We start from the raw sequence: 16,083 nt of genomic DNA, 5'->3' as shown, positions 1-16,083 counted from the left end.
TTATTGGCGCTGTAGCCGCGAGTTTCGCGGCCGGATTCGTCAGATTCTCCTGATCTTGATCTTCGTTTTCAGTTCGGTGCGGCAAAACGCATGCAGAAAACAGGTTCGCTCACCCATATCCAGGACCTTGCGGGCGAATTCCGCTTCTTCCGAAGTATCCAGGTACGTATGCGTCTCGACAGGGTCAGCCACGCCCGGTTGGCCCGTACGCCCGCTGGCGCCGCCCAGAGAGAAATGCGTATCCTGGATGACCTTGTATTCGTCCAGGTTCTTCTTCACGATTTTCGCGTAGCGACCGAGCTGCGTCATGAAACAAAAGGCAATGCCCGCGGACATGTACGTCACCGCATCCGGCGCGGCGTCCTGGCCGCCGAACTCTTCCGTTTCGTCCGACAGAAACCGGAACCTTGAGCCGAGCGGACTCAGAAGGTCCTGGGTTATCTCCTTGACCCCGTCCGCCCGCAGCCGGCACCGGGCCCGGACGTGCAGTTGACGGCTCTGGTTGGCCTGCAAGCTGGTGCCCGCGCCGCCGGCGACTCCATCCTGAACTGCAACCTTGTCTATGCGCCGGATCAGTTCATCATGGCGGCCGGTGTCGTCGCCCGCGCTGATCAACGCGAAACGGTCGCCCGGGTCCTTTTCGGCCGGGGCATTGATCGATGCGACCTCGCCGACACCGATTTCGCTGCCGTTCATTGTCAACGTGAATAGTGACTCGTGGACTTTTCTCATCAGTCCGTTCAACGGCGACGCATGCACGGCATGCACCAACAATTCGTTCAGCCCGGCATCATCCGCATCGCAGTCGATTTGCACCTCCAGATCGACCGGCAAGGCTCCTCCAATCATCGTTCCACGCAATGCCGAGCCTTGCATCGTGTAGTAGTTGTCCTGAATCAGAACGAGATTCCGGATGTTGATGTCACGCTGCCTGGCAAGCGCCTGAATCTCATTGAAATATGAACTCACCATACCGGTGGTCAGGAACGACAGCGGGCAGGGCGCGCTGTCGAACCCGTCAAGGTACGGCCCCTCATCGCTGGCAAGACGCCAGGCCTTCCCCGACCGCGCCGATGCCACGATCGCCTCTTTCTGCATGACGGACAGGGACCGCGCCCAGACACGGACGGACTGTCCGTGGCGATTGTCCGTCGGGCTTAGATCAAGTTCGTCGAAGTTGTCGATCTCAAAAAAGATCGGCAGGCCGCTGGCCAGCAAAAGGTCCTGTTCGCTGCTCGTCATGTCTTTCTCCGCCTCACATCTTTACCAGACTATTTACCGGCGAAAACACGGGCTTGTGCGGGAGCGAGCAATTGTTGGATTGTCAGCGCATTGTCCAAGAAATTGCGTGTCCCTTTACCTGGCATATTGCATCTGGTGCCGACAAAACGAGGATCTGAATTCATGTTCCGATTCTACGGTGACAACACGTGGCACCCTAGCGCTTTGCGCCAGGCCGCTAACGCCGGCGGCTACTCCAGTCGGTCGAACGGCAGCCCTACGTAGTTTTCCGCGATCGTAGTCAACCCGGCCTCGCTGTTGAGGTAGTAGTCGAGTTCGGCATCAATCAGTTTCCGGTCTATGTCGGTGCTGTCCAGGTGGTGCAACATCGTGGTCATCCACCACGAAAATCGCTCGGCCTTCCATATGCGCCTGAGACAGGTTTCCGAGTACCGCTCTATGAGATCGGTACGACCCTGCTCGTAAATGCTGACCAGCAGAGTGAATAGCGTGCTGATGTCGCTGGCTGCCAGGTTGAGTCCCTTTGCCCCGGTTGGAGGAACTATGTGGCCCGAATCGCCGGCGAGAAACAGCCTGCCGTACTGAAGCGGTTCGGCGACGAAGCTCCTCAGCGGGGCTATGCTCTTTTCGAGGGATGGCCCGGTTTCGAGAGTTGACGCTACGTCCGCCGGCACACGGGTCTTCAATTCATCCCAGAACCGGTCGTCGGACCAATCTTCGATCTTGTCGGACAATGGAACCTGCAGGTAATGGCGGCTGCGCGATTCGGAACGCATGCTGCACAACGCAAATCCACGATCGCTCTTGTTGTAGATGAGCTCGTCCGACGCCGGCCGGGTATCCGACAACAGCCCCAACCATCCGAAAGGATAGATCTTTTCGTGCTCGCGTAGCGCTTCGCGCGGAATACTCCTCCGCGAAACCCCATGGAATCCGTCGCACCCGGCAATGTAATCGCACTCCAGGACGTACTCCTCGCGGTCCGGGCGAACGACCACTGCCGGTTTGTCGGTGTCCAGTCCCCGCAATTCGACGGCCTCGGACTCGTAGAGCGTCGGTAGTCCCGCCCCGGTACGCGCTTCCATTAGGTCACGTGTAACTTCGGTCTGCCCGTATACGAGGACCGACTTGCCGGCCGTTAATCCATGCAAATCGATGCGAGTGCGATCTTCTCCAATTGCAATCTCGAATCCATCGTGGCGTAGACCCTCCGCATCCATTCGGCTGTGGACTCCAGCTTCCCGCATGAGATCGACGAATCCGTACTCAAGAATGCCTGCGCGGATGCGTCCGAGAACATACTCGGCGCTGCGGCGCTCGATGACGACGTTGTCGATGCCTGCCTTGTGGAGCAGTTGACCAAGCAGTAATCCCGATGGCCCCGCGCCAATAATCGCTACCTGGGTTTTCGCCACGATCCGCTTCTCAAGTACTCAAAGCTACACTCGGAACCCGAACGCGCGAACCGAAGCCCGCATGTCTCACTAGGGCGTTGCAAGCGCAATCTGTGACGGAGATCGGATCATCGCCGCATAGTAACCTATGAACCGGAAGCCGATCGCATTTGCTGAGAGAGCCAGAATTGACGGATACGACGATCCGCCTGTTGATCATCGGGGGTTACGGCACGTTCGGCGGCCGATTGGCCGAATTGCTATGCCGCGAGCGGCGTGTCTCGCTTGTCATCGCCGGTCGCTCAAAGTCCGCCGCGCTGGATTTCTGTCATGCGCTTCCACCCGGGGCTACTCGTGAAGCGCTGGCGGTGGATCGTGATGGGGACGTGGCCCGGCGGATCGAGAAGGTCAAGCCGGACATCGTTGTGGACGCGTCCGGACCGTTCCAGGCCTACGGTAAGGACCCCTATCGCGTGGTCAAGGCCGCGCTGGCCACGGGCACGCACTATCTCGATCTCGCCGACAGCCCCGATTTTGTTCGGGGCATCCGAAAATTCGATGGGACAGCCAAAGAGCAAGGGCTGGTAATGTTGTCGGGCGTCAGCAGTTTTCCCGTGCTGTCGGCCGCTCTGGTGCGCGATCTCGCAACCGAATTCCGGCGCATAGACTCGATAACGGGAGGGATCGCGCCTTCCCCGTATGCCGGCGTCGGATACAACGTGATCCGTGCGATTGCTGGTTACGCGGGCAAGGGAATCCCGGTGCGTCGAGGTGGAAGCGAGCAAACCGCCCGCGCCTTGCGGGAGACAAGAAGGTTCATGATTGCGCCGCCCGGAGAAATTCCGCTGTTCCCGCGCACGTTTTCGCTGGTCGATGTGCCGGACCTGCAGTTGCTGGCCGATGAATGGCCGGAAGTGCGGGAAGTGTGGATGGGCGCCGCCCCGGAACCCGCGATCCTGCACTGGCTGCTGCGCCGGTTTGCCGGGCTGGTAAGGCTGGGACTGGTACCTTCGCTGGCGCCGCTCGCGCGGATCATTCACTCGACGGCCAACAACGTACGCTGGGGCGAGCATCGAGGCGGCATGTTCGTGGAAGTCAGAGGCAGGGACGCGGAAGGAGCCGAAATCAGCCGATCGGCTCACCTCCTGGCGGAGGGCCATCACGGCCTCTACATTCCGTCGATGGCAGTGGAGGCGATTGTTCGCAACTGGCTGGACGGCCGCCCGCCCAGGGCCGGCGCCCGGCCCGCGACCGCGGCGCTGGAGTTTTCCGATTACGCACGCGTGTTCGCGGACCGGCCTATCGCTATCGGCACACGAAACGGCGCGGGAACCGGCGTTCACTGCCTGCACAAGCGGATTCTCGGCACGGCATGGCAATCGCTTCCTGCCGTCCTCAGGGCCGTGCATGGTGCCGGGCCGAAGCTGACGATCAGCGGCGAAGCCTCGATCACCCGGGGTAGGGGAGTGCTGGCGCGCCTGCTGGCGTGGATCATGCGGTTTCCCGCCGCCGGCGAAAACACCCCCGTGTCGGTGACTTTCGAGCGCCATGGGGATTACGACAAGTGGACGCGCGATTTCGGGGGCCAGGAGTTTTCCAGCAACTTCACTTTGGGCACCGGCCGCTTCGAACACCTCCTGTGCGAACGGTTCGGCCCGTTGACGTTCGGCATGGCCCTGGTTCCGGACGCCGGCCGGCTGAACCTGGTCATGCGCAGGTGGAGCTTTCTCGGATTGCCGCTACCGCGCAGCTTGATGCCGAGCGGCGATTCTCACGAATTCGCGAAAGACAATCAGTTTTGGTTCGACGTGGAGGTCCGCCTGCCGTTGGCAGGATTCGTCATTCGCTACCGGGGGTTTCTGGCGCCGCCGGGCCTTTCTCATGATCCGACTGCTCAGACGCCAAGCGTTTCAAGGTCTCGATCAGTTCCCTGATGCTCTCGTGGGACCAAACTTGGGTGCTTCCGTCGCAGTGACCTACAATGCCCTCGGCGTCTGCAAAGAAGACGTATTCTTCGGCATCGACGATAGACCGGCCGCAGGCTGCGCCAGACGGGTTGGTGTAAACCGCATCGAGACGTTGCGGTGAACCCTTGTACGTTTCCAGCAAATCGAAGCGCGCCAGGACCGCCGTCTTGTGCACACGGAAACTCTCAACGTGCTTGGGCACCACTACGATACCTACGGACTCAATGCGGGCTCGAAATACATGACTGGCCGCGGAATACAGCTCGGTAGTCGTCCTGTCCGCACAGGAGCAGGCGAGAGCGGACTCGCAGCACACGAGGATCGCGATCAGGATGAAGAGAGTTTTCACCACCGCGCCTCAGGAATCAGGTTTGCGCCGGCGCCACTCTCCGGGCAGGCAGGCGAAGATCGCGGACCAGGCGGAGATGCTTCATCAGTAGCAGGCCCATCCAGGTGATGTCGATCTGCCACCAGCGCAGTCCGTGCCGCGCCGAGTAGGCCCAGCGGTGGTGGTTGTTGTGCCAGCCTTCTCCCAGCGTCAGCAGGGCCACCAGGAAGTTGTTGCGGCTGCCGTCTCCGGCGGGATTGGGTCGCGTTCCCCACAGGTGGCAGACCGAATTCACCATGAATGTGGCGTGCCACAGGGCCACGGTGCTGATGAAGAAACCCCACACGAGCATCTGCAGACCGCTCGTTCCCAAGGCCGGGTTCAGCCAGTTCAGCAGCGCGCCAAGGCCGAACAGGGCCGCGGCCTGGGCGAGAATCAGGAAAACGTAGCCTTTCTGTAGAATCCGGATTTCCGGGTAACGGTGAAGGTCCTTGATGTTGGCGTAGTTGCCCGCGAAGCAAACCGCATCCCACATCCATCCGATATGCGCGTACCAGAAGCCACGCTGAACCGGCGAGTGCACATCGTCTTCGCGCTCGGAATAGCGATGGTGCCGGCGATGATGCGACGCCCACCACAACGGTCCGCCCTGGGTCGCGCAGCTACCAAGAAAAGTCAGCAGGAAACGCACGGGACGCGACGCGCTGTAGGAGGAATGGGCGAGCAGGCGGTGAAAACCCGCGGTGACGCCGAAGGCCCGCAGGAAGTAGAGTACGGCCGCGACAATTACGGCGGTCCAGCTCACGCCCGTGTAGATGGCGCCGAAGCAGGCCAGGTGAAAGGCGATCATTCCTATGACTACTACTCGAGCCTTTTGTTGCGCCTTTCGCGTTGCGGTCTTCACCAATCGATCCCTCCCGGGCTCCTTGCTGCCTGCGCCTGAATCCGGCGCGCGCGAGAACTGCGAATTATAGCCGGATGGACGTTGAAGTAACCCGGCTCGGGACGGTGAACCGCCTGCGCATCGCCGTCATCGGCGCAGGAATCTCCGGGCTTGCCGCGGCCAGGGCGCTGGACGGCGAACATGAGGTGACGCTGTTCGACGCGCGGGCCAAGCCGGGTGGCCACACGCGCACCCTCGAATTCGAGCGGTTCGGGCAGGAATACCGGGCGGACCTGGGCTTCATGGTGTTCAACGAGGCCAATTACCCGCATTTCACCCGGCTCTTGCAGGACCTGAACATTCCCGCGCGGGACACGGAAATGAGCTTCAGCATGCGCTGCGACCAGACCGGCCTGGAATACCACGGCAGCACAATGAACAAGCTCTTTGCGCAGAGACGCAACCTTCTCCGGCCCCGGCACTACCGGATGCTGCGCGACATCCTCAAGTTCAATCGCGACGCCAACAGGGCGCTGGCGGAGAGAGAAGGGGAGCTGGCCGAAACCAGCGTGGCGGAGTTTCTCGGGCAGGGCGGTTACGGCACGGAACTGGTCAACGACTACCTGCTGCCGATGACGGGGGCCATCTGGTCGTGTTCCGCGCAATCGATCGAGCGCTACCCGAGCCTCTACCTGCTCCGTTTTATGGCCAACCACATGCTGCTGGGTGCCAAGGGGCACCGCCAGTGGCGGATGATTCCCGGCGGCGCCGACCAATACGTCGACGCTGTACTGCGCGGATTCAGCGGCCGCGTCAGGGCAAGTTCGCCGGTGCGCTCGCTTGAATCCACGGCGGGCGAAGTCCGCGTCGAAACCGATCGGGGCGTTGAGGCCTTCGACACCGCCGTGCTGGCGGTACACAGCAACCAGGCGCTGCGCCTGATCAAGGATCCCAGCCCGCTTGAGCGGCAGGTGCTGAGCGCAATATCGTATCGGCGCAACGAAGCGGTTGTGCATACCGACCGCAGCGTTCTCCCCAGGCGGCGGCTGGCCTGGGCCTCCTGGAACTACTACCGCGCGCCCGATAGCGGACGCGAGGCTTCCGTTACCTACAACCTCAACGTGCTGCAGCATCTTCGGTCGCCGGAACCGATTTGCGTCACGCTCAATCCGCTGCGTCCGCTGCGCCGCGACAAGGTCATCACCAGGACCAGCTTCGCGCATCCAGTATTCAGCGCCGAGGCCTTCGCCGCACAGGGCAGGGTGGGCGAGATGAACGCAGGCGGGAACCGCTTCTTCTGCGGCGCCTGGACCGGGTGGGGGTTCCACGAGGACGGCCTGGCCAGCGGCCTCAAGGCGGCGGGCAGCGTGCGCGAATGGGCGGCGAGACCGGAGATTCAGGCAAAATTCGCATATGCACAGCGCGATCTACGAGGGTTGGGTCAGGCATATCCGGCACAGGCCGGCTAGGCACGCTTTTCAGTACCGCCTGTTCATGGCGTACGTGGACCTGGACGAGCTGGACCAGGTTTTCTCCGGCAGGTGGTTGTGGTCCACGCGGCGACCGGCGATTGCGCGCTTTTTGCCGAGCGACCACCTGGACGGAAACTGCGACGACCTCGCCGAGGGGGTGCGGGCGCTGGTGCGTGAGCGGAGCGGCCTGCGCCTGGACGGACCGGTGCGGCTGCTGACGCACCTGCGGTATTTCGGCTACATCTTCAACCCGATCTCGGTCTATTACTGCTTCGACAGGGTCAGCGCGAAGCCCCGCTGCTATGTGCTGGAGGTGAGCAACACCCCCTGGAAGGAGCGCGTGTGCTACGTCCTGCCCGTTACTGAGGCAAAATCTGGAGGGAGAGGGCAGGTATTTGAAATCGCTAAGGAAATGCACGTCTCACCCTTCATTCCCATGGACATGTCGTACCGCTGCTGGGCAGGCTCGCCCGGCGAGCGGCTGTCGCTGAGCATCGAAGTGCTTCGGGAGGACGAGGCCACCCTTCAGACCAGCCTGGCGCTGACCCGGCGGCCGGTCACGGGCGACGTGCTGGCACGCAGCCTGTTGCGCTACCCGTTGATGACCGCCAACGTTACGTTGCGCATCCATCTCAATGCCCTGCGCCTGTGGTTGAAGGGCGTCAAGCCGCTAGCGCATCCGGGATCATGAACGCGCAGGGGAAGGCCGATCTGCCCGCCTCAATGTGGCGGCGACCGGTGCAGAAGCGCCTGAGCCGGCTTGAGAATGGCCGGCTGGAAGTGTTGGAGGCAGGCCACAGGCGGATTCTGGGCGGGCAGGGCAATTCAGGCGATCTTCCGCAGGCTACGCTCGAAGTGCTGGACAGCGCCTGCTGGCGGACGATCGCGACAGGTGGCGCGCTGGGCGCGGCGGAGTCTTTCATGGACGGCCAGTGGCGCTCTCCGGACCTGGCCGGCCTGCTCAGGCTGATGCTGCGCGATCAGGATGTGGCTGAGGGCCTGGGAGGCCAATTGTCGGCGCTGGGCGCCATTCCACGCTGGATAGGGCACGCTCTGCGGCGCAATACCCGCTCCGGTTCGCGACGCAACATTGCGGCGCATTACGACGTAGGGAACGACTTCTTTCAGTTGTTTCTCGATCCCACCATGTTGTATTCCTGCGCATTTTTCCCGTCCGAGGACGCAAGCCTGGAAGAGGCCTCGATCGCAAAGCTGGACCGTTTGTGCGAAATACTGCAACTGAAACCCGGTCTGCGGGTCCTGGAGATCGGCAGCGGCTGGGGCGCCTGCGCTATCCACATGGCGCGGAAATACGGCTGCAGGGTGGTGAGCATCACGATTTCCGAGCGGCAACACGCGGAAGCCTCGGAGAGGGTAAAGGCTGCGGGTCTTGAAGATCTGGTGGAAATCCGGATGCAGGACTACAGGGACACCGGGGGGCAGTTCGACCGGCTGATATCCATTGAAATGATTGAAGCGGTGGGCGCCCAGTACCTGGACCTGTTCTTCAACCGCTGCAGCGAGTTGCTGAAGCCCGACGGCCTGATGGCGCTGCAGGCCATAACGATTGCCGATCAGGCGTACCGGGAAGCGGTCAGGCGCGTGGACTTCATCAAGCGCTACATTTTTCCGGGAGGTTTTCTGCCGTCGGTCGAGGCGATCATGGGCGCGGTGCGCCGGCGGACGGACTTCCGCCTCGTGCGCATGGAAGATATCGGCAGTCACTACGTGCGCACGCTGCAGCTGTGGGCGGAGGCCTTGCGGCGGAACTGGGACGCGGCGAAGGAGCTTGGATACTCCGGGGAGTTCCTGCGCATGTACGACTTCTACTTTCGGTACTGCGAGGCGGGGTTCGCGGAACGAACGATAGGGGACGCCCAAATGCTCTTCGCCAAACCCCAGGCGCGTTGATCTATCAAATGGGCATAATATATATTATGTAAAGTTAGGGGTAAGTTATGGACTTTCACACTTTCGTCCTTTACGCGCACCTGGTGCTGTTCGTCTATTGGCTGGGGCCGGACTGGGGGGTCTATGTCACGACCCACTACATCTGCAAGGCGCAACTCCCGATCGAGGAGCGGCGGCGCTTCCTCACCGCCATGTTGTGGATCGACCTGGTGCCGCGCTCCTGCCTGATCCTCATGTTCCCCGTGGGCCTTACGCTGGCGGACAGTCTGGGACTCAGCCCGGTCACGGGAACCTGGCTTTGGCCGGTCTGGATCGCCTTTCTGGCCTGGCTGGTGCTGTCCTGGGCGGTTTATCTGAACAAAGGCCCCTCCTCCGGCAGCACGTTTCGAATAATCGACAACCGTATCCGGTGGGTCGTCGCGCCCGTTCTGGTGCTGGCCGGCGCCGTATCGCTGGTGATGGACGTCGGTTTCGGCAGCAACTGGCTGGGGCTGAAGGTGATGCTGTTCGGCGTGCTGGTATATCTCGGACTGTGGCTCAGGTCCTACGTCGCCGACATCGGGACGGGATTCCGGCGACTGGCCGCGGAAGGCTCGACGCCCGAGGTGGAGGCCATCTTCACCACGATGCTCGGGCAATCGAAAAAGGTGGTCTACCTGTTCTGGGGTACGTCCCTGGTGCTGGCCTTCCTCGGCCACGCCAAACCGTTTTAGACGGTGTAATTGAAGCTGCGTTCTATTCGGCGACCTGACCCAGCCCGGCGATGACCGTTGTGGGGCCTGTGCTCGGCGCCGCGATGCCCATGACGTGCACTTCGGTCGTCACGATTTCACCGATCTTCACCTGCTGCTCCCAGGCCACGTGCGAATTCCCGTCGGCGTCCGTGGCCATGACCGGGAAGCGTGACTGGCCTTCAGGCGTGGGCAACTCCCAGGGGGCCGTAAAGGTCTCGCCGTGATCGTAGGACTCCGACATATACAGCCGGTAGGGGCTCTTGCGTCCCTCGCGGGAATGCCAGACAACCCGCACTACCCCGCTGGGCGTCACGGTGATGACCGGCGCGTCGCTGTACTTGGATGCCGGGTGCATATGTATGGCTTCCTCGAATGCAAGAGCGCCGTTCCGCGAGCGGCTGAACCAGACGCCCTGTTGCTCGGGGCCGGCGGAGAACGACACGGAATACACGTAGTTCTCGTTTACGGCCATGTCGGTGGGCTTGAGCGGGCAGCCGCCGATATACCAGGGATCGATAGGCAAGCGGGCCAGCTCGGGCCAGGTTTGCCCGTCGTCCGTGGAACGCAGCACCACGCTGTCGCGGGAACCGTCGTCGAACACGTGCCGGTAGGACACCAGCACGGCCTCGTCGCCCACGAAGTCCGCTACCAGCTGGCAGCAGGGGCAGACAACGTCACGCGCAAACTCGATCTCAGTGCCGAATGTGGCGCCGCCGTCTTTCGATGATGCCGTAAACAGCGTGGCCCCCATCATGGCATTGCCCATGTAGCGCGTGTCAAGCCAGAAGGTGTGAACGGTCCCGTCGGGCGCTACCGCCATCGTTCCGAAGGCATGCGCCGCGCCGAGTTCCTCGCCCAGCAGCCCCCGCCCGTCCTCGTTGACGTGCGAATTCAGCAAAACGGGCTCGGAGAATGTGGCTCCCTTGTCGAGCGACCGTGTGTACTGCGAGGCGATCACGTCCAGCCGCGTCTCGCTGGACTGCGCGTTGCCGGGATAAAAAATGTGCACCGCGCCGTCGCCGTCAATACTGACGCGGGGCTTGCTGACCTGAAAACCCCAGATGACGCCCTGCTCATGGTTGACCATGGATGGGGCCTGGAAGCTGGACCCGCCGTCGTCGGAACGCGCAATCCACAAATCCACCGCCGAGCGATGGCTGTGTTCGCCGTGTTTGCGCTTCGGGGGCGGACCCGTGGGATCGGGCCGGTCCAGAAACACGACGTACACTTCACCGCCGCCGGATACCGCGATTTCGGGGCTGAAGGCCGCCCTGTCAGACAACCCCAACTCGTTCTGGTAGAGAATCTCGGCTTGCGTCCATGCCGTAGACGGCAGGAAGAAGAACGCGGCCAACAGCGCCATTGCGCTAAGGTATGCTTTTTTCAACATACGGCTAGCTCCGGTGAACCCTGTACGAATAACCCCAAATCATACACCTGTTTGGCGGGCCACTCTCGCGTCGGCCGCAGCGCTCCTGGCGCTGGCCTCCCCTGCCGCCTTGCCGGCCGAAGATGCCGCGGATCCGGTGGAAAACAACGATGCGCAAGAGCTTGAGTGGGTCCGGGCGGACGAACTGCTGCCTCTGCTGAAAAGCCACCGGGGCAAGGTGGTGCTGGTCAATTTCTGGGCCACATGGTGCGGTCCCTGCATCCACGAGATTCCCGCGCTGATCCGCCTGCGCGAGAAGCTGGATCCGTCCCGGTTCGCCCTCGTGGCGATATCGCTGGACGACCAGGCGGACGCCGCGTGGCTGGTGCCGGAATTCATCGAGACGCGCTTCCCCGCGTGGCACAGCTATCTCAATGCGGAATTCGAGGACTATCTGCTGGTGGAAGAGCTGGATCCCTTCTGGCCGGGCGTCATGCCGGCGAACTACGTGATCGGTCCGGACGGATCAATCGTCCGGACGCTTCTGGGCGGACACAGCGAGGAGCAGTTCGAAGAGGCCGTGCTGGCGGCCATGCCTGACGATTAGGCCCTGGGACGCTCTCCCGCCCGGGTCAGTCGGTCAGCCCCAGGCGCTTGTGCATGATCGGGCTGGTGGTCGTGTACTGCAGGTGGACTTTCTTGCCGGGCGTGAGTATCGCCTTGGCCGCGAAGGCCGCCAGCGCGGCTTCGTGAAAACCGCTCAGGATCAGCTTCTTCTTGCCCGGATAGTGGCAGATGTCGCCGATGGCGAAGATCCCTGGAATATTGGTCTGGAACTTTTCAGGATCCACGTTCACGGTCTTGCGGTTCAGGTCCAGGCCCCAGCCGGCGATTGGGCCCAGCTTGGGTGCAAGGCCGTAAAACACCAGTAAATCATCAACTTCCAATGGATCTCTTTCAACGTCCTCAACACTGAGCGTGACGGCTTTGAGATCATCCCCGTCCAGGTACAGGCGGGTCGCGCGGGCCTTCTCGTACAGTTGCGCCCTGCCCCGCGCGACCAGTTCCTTGAACTGCGCCACCGTAGCGGGCGCCGCACGGTACTCGTCGCGCCGGTGCGCCAGCGTCACCGATTCGGCAATTCCGCTCAGCTCCAGCGCCCAGTCCAGAGCCGAGTCGCCGCCGCCGAGTATCAGCAGGCGCCTGCCGCGGAAACGTGAGGAATCCTTTACCCGGTAAAAAAGCTGCCGGCCTTCTATGGTCTCGGCCCCGTCCAGGCGCAGCTTGCGGGGCTGAAACGAACCCACGCCGCCGGCGAGAAAAAGCGTTTGCGCCTGAAATTGCGTCCCCGCCCCGGTTTCGACGTGAAAGCCCTCCCCTTCTCCGAGCGGCCGGACGACCGTCACCTCCTCGCCCAGGTGAAAGGTCGGATTGAAGGGTTCGATCTGCTTCAGTAGGGCATCCACCAGGTCCTGGGCGTTGAGCACCGGTATGGCCGGAATGTCATAGATGGGCTTGTCCGGATAGAGTTCCGTGCATTGCCCGCCGGGCTCCTTCAGGGCATCGACCAGGTGTGCGCTGATACCGAGTAACCCCAGTTCAAACACCTGGAATAGCCCGCAGGGCCCCGCGCCAACTATCAGTGCATCGGTTCGTATGGTCATAGGCTTCCGGGCGCCGGTGCGGGCGGGGGTAGTCGCGAACGGGATTATAAGTGTGGCCCGCGGAGCGATACACTTGTGGTATGAGAGTCCCGGCCCGGTTGCTGATCCTGTTCGGCGCCGCACTGCTGATACTGACCGCGGGTTTCGGCCTGCGCGATCCCTGGCCGCCCAACGAGCCGGAAAACGCGCTCGCCGCCGCGGAAATGCTGAACTCCGGCAATTGGCTGGCGCCCACGCTCGCGGGTGAATTGTTCGTCAAGGAAGGGCCGCTATATCTTTGGATACTGGCGGTTTTTCAGTGGCTGTTCGGCATGAGGATCGGATTCCTCCTGCCGTCCCTGCTGGCCGGCATCGGCATTCTGTGGATGACCTGCGACCTGGCCCGCCGACTCTGGGACGATGCCGCCGGTTTCTGGGCCGGGGTCGCGATGCTGGGCTGCGTGCAATTCGCATTGCAGGCCCACGGCGCAGGTGGCGACGTGGTGTTGTGCTTCTTCATCGTGTCCGGCCTCTACGGGCTTTCCCGCCACCTGCTGCTGGGGCCCGCCTGGGGCCATTTCGTTCTCGGCTGCCTGGCTTGTGCGCTGGGATTGCTGATCGACATTTCCGGCTTGTTGCCGCTCCTGTTGCTGGCGCCGTGGCTCTGGGCTGCGCGCCGCGGCTGGCTTTTGAAGCCGACCCGGTGGAACCTCAGGTTGCTGGCGGGCATTGCCGTGCTGTTGGCGATCCCGGCGGCCTGGCTGGCCCTGCTCTGGGGCTCCGAAAGCGAGGCCGTGGCCGCTTACAGGCTGGCCTTGCCGGAAGCCTGGCCTCTGGGCCGCGGGCCTGCTTCGTGGAGCGACCTCTATCCGTTCTGGTACTACGTCCTGCAGGTCGCCCCCTGGGCCTGTTTCCCGCTTGTACTAACGCTTCCCTGGGTGCGCTACGGCTGGGGGGACGGCCTGCGCGCACGCGACCCTGCCCTGCTCTGCTTCATCGTCTGGGCAGCCGCGGTCCTGCTTCTCATATCCGTCAGCCAGGCGAAGCGGGCGGCCGATTTTCTGCCGATCATTCCGGCATTGGCGCTTGCCTGCGGCCCGCATCTTGCTGCCGCCCTGCAACGCAGGAACTGCCGCCTGACGCTCTGGATCGGAATGATGGGCGTGCTGCTGGTTCTGCTCTTTTCCATGCTGAGCGTGTACGGCGTGACGCCGGCCGACGAGCCGGCGGTTACGTCGCTTTCGGACGGTTCTCCCTTCTGGTTCAACCTGCTGAATCCGGGACGGCTAGCGCTGCTCCTGGAGATCAACTCGGTCCATCCGGTGGTCGTGCCGCTGGTGATCGTGGCCAGCGCGGCGGGCCTGGCAGGCTTGTTGTCCGCCGGCAGCCGCAGGGCGCCCGCGGTCACGGGGTGCATCATCGTGCTGTTCTGGATGCTGCTGGGCTGGGGTTCGTTCTCGCTGCTCAACGAGGGGCGTTCCGGCAAGACGATAACGGCCGCGGCACTTGAAGCGCTGCCGCCGGGTACGGAACTGGGACTGGCCGACTGGCGGGCCCAGCAGATGCTGCACATGGACCGGCCGGTCACCCATTTCGGGCGCCGCCGCGTCGATCGCCGCCAGGAAATCCTCGATGCTTCGGCCTGGCTGGCCGGAGCGGCCGACCGGATGCTGCTGGCGCCGGAAGAGTATCGAAACTGGTGTTTCACCGGCGACTCGGGGATCCGCCTGGGCTATGCCCACCGCCGCTACTGGTACCTGCTGGGCGCCGAAAAGCTGCGCCCCGAATGCCGCGTCCAGACGGCCCCGCAGCGCCTGGTGCGATTCCCCGGCTGGCGCTGAAGCGCTTCAGCAGCGGGCCAGGAGCGCTTCGGCCGGAGACGGTGCGTCGCGCACGATTCGCCTGATTGTTTCCGCAAGCGCCTGTCCTTCCTCGCCGTCGAGGGCAACGCCGGCGCCTGGCGGCTGTCCGGAGAGATCTTCCGCGCCGATCCACGCGATACTGCCGGCTACGCTGCATTTCTCGCCGTCGGGAAGATGCACCAGCAGCACGACCTCTTCTCCCGGGAAATGATCCCGGCGGGTCGCAACGAACAGTCCGCCCGGTTCGAGGAACGGCAGCCAGGCCGCGGAAAGCGAATCGGCGTCCTCCAGCACCAGGGAGTAGAAGCCGGGGACGCTCATCGCTGGGTGCCGAAACCCCCGTACCAGTCCTTGAGCAGCACCGTTACGGCCAGTTCCGCGTTCGGCGTGAAGCGTTCAATGCGGCGGCAATCCATGAGGTTGTCCAGGTGAACGAAGCCGTCCCTGATCATTGCCTCCTGCAAATCCGCGGACAATACCGAAAATCTCTGCTTGTAGGCATTATTTTCGTTTGCGGTCCAGTCGCTGATCCGGCGAAACGCGCAACGGAACAGGAAATCGCAGCAGAATCGCATCGACAGGTCCTTCCAGCTCCGCGCCACTTCCAGCGGCGTGGATGCCCGCCGTTCCAGGCCGGCCAGTTGGCCGCTCATCGTTCTGGCGCGTTCGTCGAGGCCGTCGGCGTGAATCTGCCGCGCCGCGAGCGGTCCGCCTCCGGCCAGACGCAAGGCGTTGTCCCAGTTCGCGTCCGGTTCCTGCTGCGCCAGCCAGGCAAGCGCCGCGTCCCGCGGTACGGCCGGAGAACGCAGCAGGCGGCAGCGGCTGATGATCGTGGCAGGCAATTGCGCCGGATCGTCCGCGACCAGGAGGATATAGCTGTTCGGCCGCGGTTCCTCGAGAATCTTGAGCAGGCTGTTGGCGGCCGATCGTGTCATCGACTCGGCCGGGCAGATCGCGGCGAGGCGCGCGCCCGTGCCGTAGGTGCTCAGCAGCATGAAATCGATCAGCTCCCGGATACGTTCTACCGAGAGCAACTTGCCGGGCTCCGGCGCGGCCGGGTGAAGATTCGCGTGCAGTGTGGTCTCCGGAGCGGATTCCGCGGGCCATACGGGTCGGTCGGAACCCAGTAACTCTTGCGCCAGCCATGCGGCAAGGCGCCGTTTCCCGGTGCCGCGCTGGCCGTGCACCAGCAGCGCATGAGCGAGTTGGCCCGAACCGATCTGGGCCGCGAGTTCGGCCTCAAGAGGCTCCAGCCAGGGAAGCTCCGTCCGGCTCATG

General features: G+C 63.0%; 14 protein-coding genes. 7 read left to right on the top strand and 7 right to left on the bottom strand.

What is annotated here, in order from left to right; translation table 11 throughout:
* Positions 1 to 39: 39 nt before the first annotated feature.
* Together F4Y72_01085 and pobA are read right to left on the bottom strand one after the other, a co-directional pair.
* A complete protein-coding gene (locus F4Y72_01085) occupies positions 40 to 1,242 on the bottom strand; it encodes an OsmC family peroxiredoxin (protein MXZ26882.1) in 1,203 nt (400 codons plus the stop codon).
* A 230-nt stretch (positions 1,243 to 1,472) separates the two neighbouring features.
* Positions 1,473 to 2,657 carry a 4-hydroxybenzoate 3-monooxygenase gene (gene pobA, locus F4Y72_01080; GenBank protein MXZ26881.1) on the bottom strand — a complete coding sequence of 395 codons (1,185 nt, stop codon included), beginning with the start codon at positions 2,655 to 2,657 and terminating at the stop codon, positions 1,473 to 1,475.
* A 149-nt stretch (positions 2,658 to 2,806) separates the two neighbouring features.
* Here pobA and F4Y72_01075 point away from each other — a divergent pair, with 149 nt between their 5' ends.
* Positions 2,807 to 4,570: a DUF4166 domain-containing protein gene (locus tag F4Y72_01075; GenBank protein MXZ26880.1), complete on the top strand. Its 1,764-nt coding sequence runs from the start codon at positions 2,807 to 2,809 to the stop codon at positions 4,568 to 4,570.
* Between the two features lie 398 nt (positions 4,571 to 4,968).
* On the opposite strand, the gene F4Y72_01070 is transcribed toward F4Y72_01075, so the two are convergent.
* A complete protein-coding gene (locus F4Y72_01070) occupies positions 4,969 to 5,781 on the bottom strand; it encodes an acyl-CoA desaturase (GenBank protein ID MXZ26879.1) in 813 nt (270 codons plus the stop codon).
* Positions 5,782 to 5,909: 128 nt separating this feature from the next.
* Here F4Y72_01070 and F4Y72_01065 point away from each other — a divergent pair, with 128 nt between their 5' ends.
* The 4 genes from F4Y72_01065 to F4Y72_01050 are packed head-to-tail and all read left to right on the top strand — an operon-like array spanning position 5,910 to position 9,910.
* Positions 5,910 to 7,283: an FAD-dependent oxidoreductase gene (locus tag F4Y72_01065; protein MXZ26878.1), complete on the top strand. Its 1,374-nt coding sequence runs from the start codon at positions 5,910 to 5,912 to the stop codon at positions 7,281 to 7,283.
* Complete coding sequence (locus tag F4Y72_01060) at positions 7,228 to 7,977, top strand: DUF1365 domain-containing protein (GenBank protein MXZ26877.1); 750 nt, start codon at positions 7,228 to 7,230, stop codon at positions 7,975 to 7,977. The genes F4Y72_01065 and F4Y72_01060 overlap by 56 nt, the downstream gene beginning before the upstream one ends.
* Positions 7,974 to 9,197, top strand: coding sequence for a class I SAM-dependent methyltransferase (locus tag F4Y72_01055; GenBank protein MXZ26876.1), 1,224 nt, complete (start codon positions 7,974 to 7,976; stop codon positions 9,195 to 9,197). Before F4Y72_01060 ends, F4Y72_01055 begins: the two co-directional genes overlap by 4 nt.
* A gap of 47 nt (positions 9,198 to 9,244) precedes the next feature.
* A complete protein-coding gene (locus tag F4Y72_01050) occupies positions 9,245 to 9,910 on the top strand; it encodes a hypothetical protein (protein ID MXZ26875.1) in 666 nt (221 codons plus the stop codon).
* A gap of 22 nt (positions 9,911 to 9,932) precedes the next feature.
* On the opposite strand, the gene F4Y72_01045 is transcribed toward F4Y72_01050, so the two are convergent.
* Positions 9,933 to 11,321, bottom strand: a complete 1,389-nt coding sequence (locus tag F4Y72_01045; GenBank protein ID MXZ26874.1) for an exo-alpha-sialidase — start codon at positions 11,319 to 11,321, stop codon at positions 9,933 to 9,935.
* Between F4Y72_01045 and F4Y72_01040 the strand changes: the two genes are divergently transcribed.
* Entirely contained in the window at positions 11,236 to 11,907 is a 672-nt protein-coding gene (locus tag F4Y72_01040; protein ID MXZ26873.1) for a TlpA family protein disulfide reductase, read from the top strand. The two genes, F4Y72_01045 and F4Y72_01040, sit on opposite strands and share 86 nt — an antisense overlap.
* Before the next feature lie 25 nt (positions 11,908 to 11,932).
* Here the strand turns inward: F4Y72_01040 and F4Y72_01035 are convergent, their stop codons facing one another.
* On the bottom strand, positions 11,933 to 12,964 hold the full coding sequence (locus tag F4Y72_01035) for an NAD(P)/FAD-dependent oxidoreductase (GenBank protein ID MXZ26872.1): 1,032 nt from the start codon (positions 12,962 to 12,964) through the stop codon (positions 11,933 to 11,935).
* 80 nt (positions 12,965 to 13,044) lie between these two features.
* Here F4Y72_01035 and F4Y72_01030 point away from each other — a divergent pair, with 80 nt between their 5' ends.
* On the top strand, positions 13,045 to 14,784 hold the full coding sequence (locus F4Y72_01030) for a hypothetical protein (protein MXZ26871.1): 1,740 nt from the start codon (positions 13,045 to 13,047) through the stop codon (positions 14,782 to 14,784).
* Between the two features lie 6 nt (positions 14,785 to 14,790).
* Here the strand turns inward: F4Y72_01030 and F4Y72_01025 are convergent, their stop codons facing one another.
* A complete protein-coding gene (locus F4Y72_01025) occupies positions 14,791 to 15,126 on the bottom strand; it encodes a pilus assembly protein PilZ (protein MXZ26870.1) in 336 nt (111 codons plus the stop codon).
* Positions 15,123 to 16,082 (bottom strand): hypothetical protein, encoded by a 960-nt coding sequence (locus F4Y72_01020; protein MXZ26869.1) that lies wholly within the window; start codon positions 16,080 to 16,082, stop codon positions 15,123 to 15,125. Before F4Y72_01020 ends, F4Y72_01025 begins: the two co-directional genes overlap by 4 nt.
* Position 16,083: the final 1 nt, after the last annotated feature.

The sequence above is a fragment of the Gammaproteobacteria bacterium genome (assembly GCA_009838035.1).
Taxonomy (GTDB): Bacteria; Pseudomonadota; Gammaproteobacteria; order Steroidobacterales; family Foliamicaceae; genus Foliamicus.
The sequence above is the reverse complement of the archived record's forward strand: the minus strand, read 5'-3'. Positions and strand labels throughout refer to the sequence as shown.

Excerpts from the sequence above, each read along its gene's own strand:
- F4Y72_01085 (MXZ26882.1), bottom strand. The coding sequence starts at position 1,242 with ATGACGAGCAGCGAACAGGACCTTTTGCTGGCCAGCGGCCTGCCGATC.
- F4Y72_01070 (MXZ26879.1), bottom strand. The coding sequence starts at position 5,781 with ATGATCGCCTTTCACCTGGCCTGCTTCGGCGCCATCTACACGGGCGTG.
- F4Y72_01065 (MXZ26878.1), top strand. The coding sequence starts at position 5,910 with ATGGACGTTGAAGTAACCCGGCTCGGGACGGTGAACCGCCTGCGCATC.
- F4Y72_01060 (MXZ26877.1), top strand. The coding sequence starts at position 7,228 with ATGCACAGCGCGATCTACGAGGGTTGGGTCAGGCATATCCGGCACAGG.
- F4Y72_01055 (MXZ26876.1), top strand. The coding sequence starts at position 7,974 with ATGAACGCGCAGGGGAAGGCCGATCTGCCCGCCTCAATGTGGCGGCGA.
- F4Y72_01050 (MXZ26875.1), top strand. The coding sequence starts at position 9,245 with ATGGACTTTCACACTTTCGTCCTTTACGCGCACCTGGTGCTGTTCGTC.
- F4Y72_01045 (MXZ26874.1), bottom strand. The coding sequence starts at position 11,321 with ATGTTGAAAAAAGCATACCTTAGCGCAATGGCGCTGTTGGCCGCGTTC.
- F4Y72_01035 (MXZ26872.1), bottom strand. The coding sequence starts at position 12,964 with ATGACCATACGAACCGATGCACTGATAGTTGGCGCGGGGCCCTGCGGG.
- F4Y72_01030 (MXZ26871.1), top strand. The coding sequence starts at position 13,045 with ATGAGAGTCCCGGCCCGGTTGCTGATCCTGTTCGGCGCCGCACTGCTG.
- F4Y72_01025 (MXZ26870.1), bottom strand. The coding sequence starts at position 15,126 with ATGAGCGTCCCCGGCTTCTACTCCCTGGTGCTGGAGGACGCCGATTCG.
- F4Y72_01020 (MXZ26869.1), bottom strand. The coding sequence starts at position 16,082 with ATGAGCCGGACGGAGCTTCCCTGGCTGGAGCCTCTTGAGGCCGAACTC.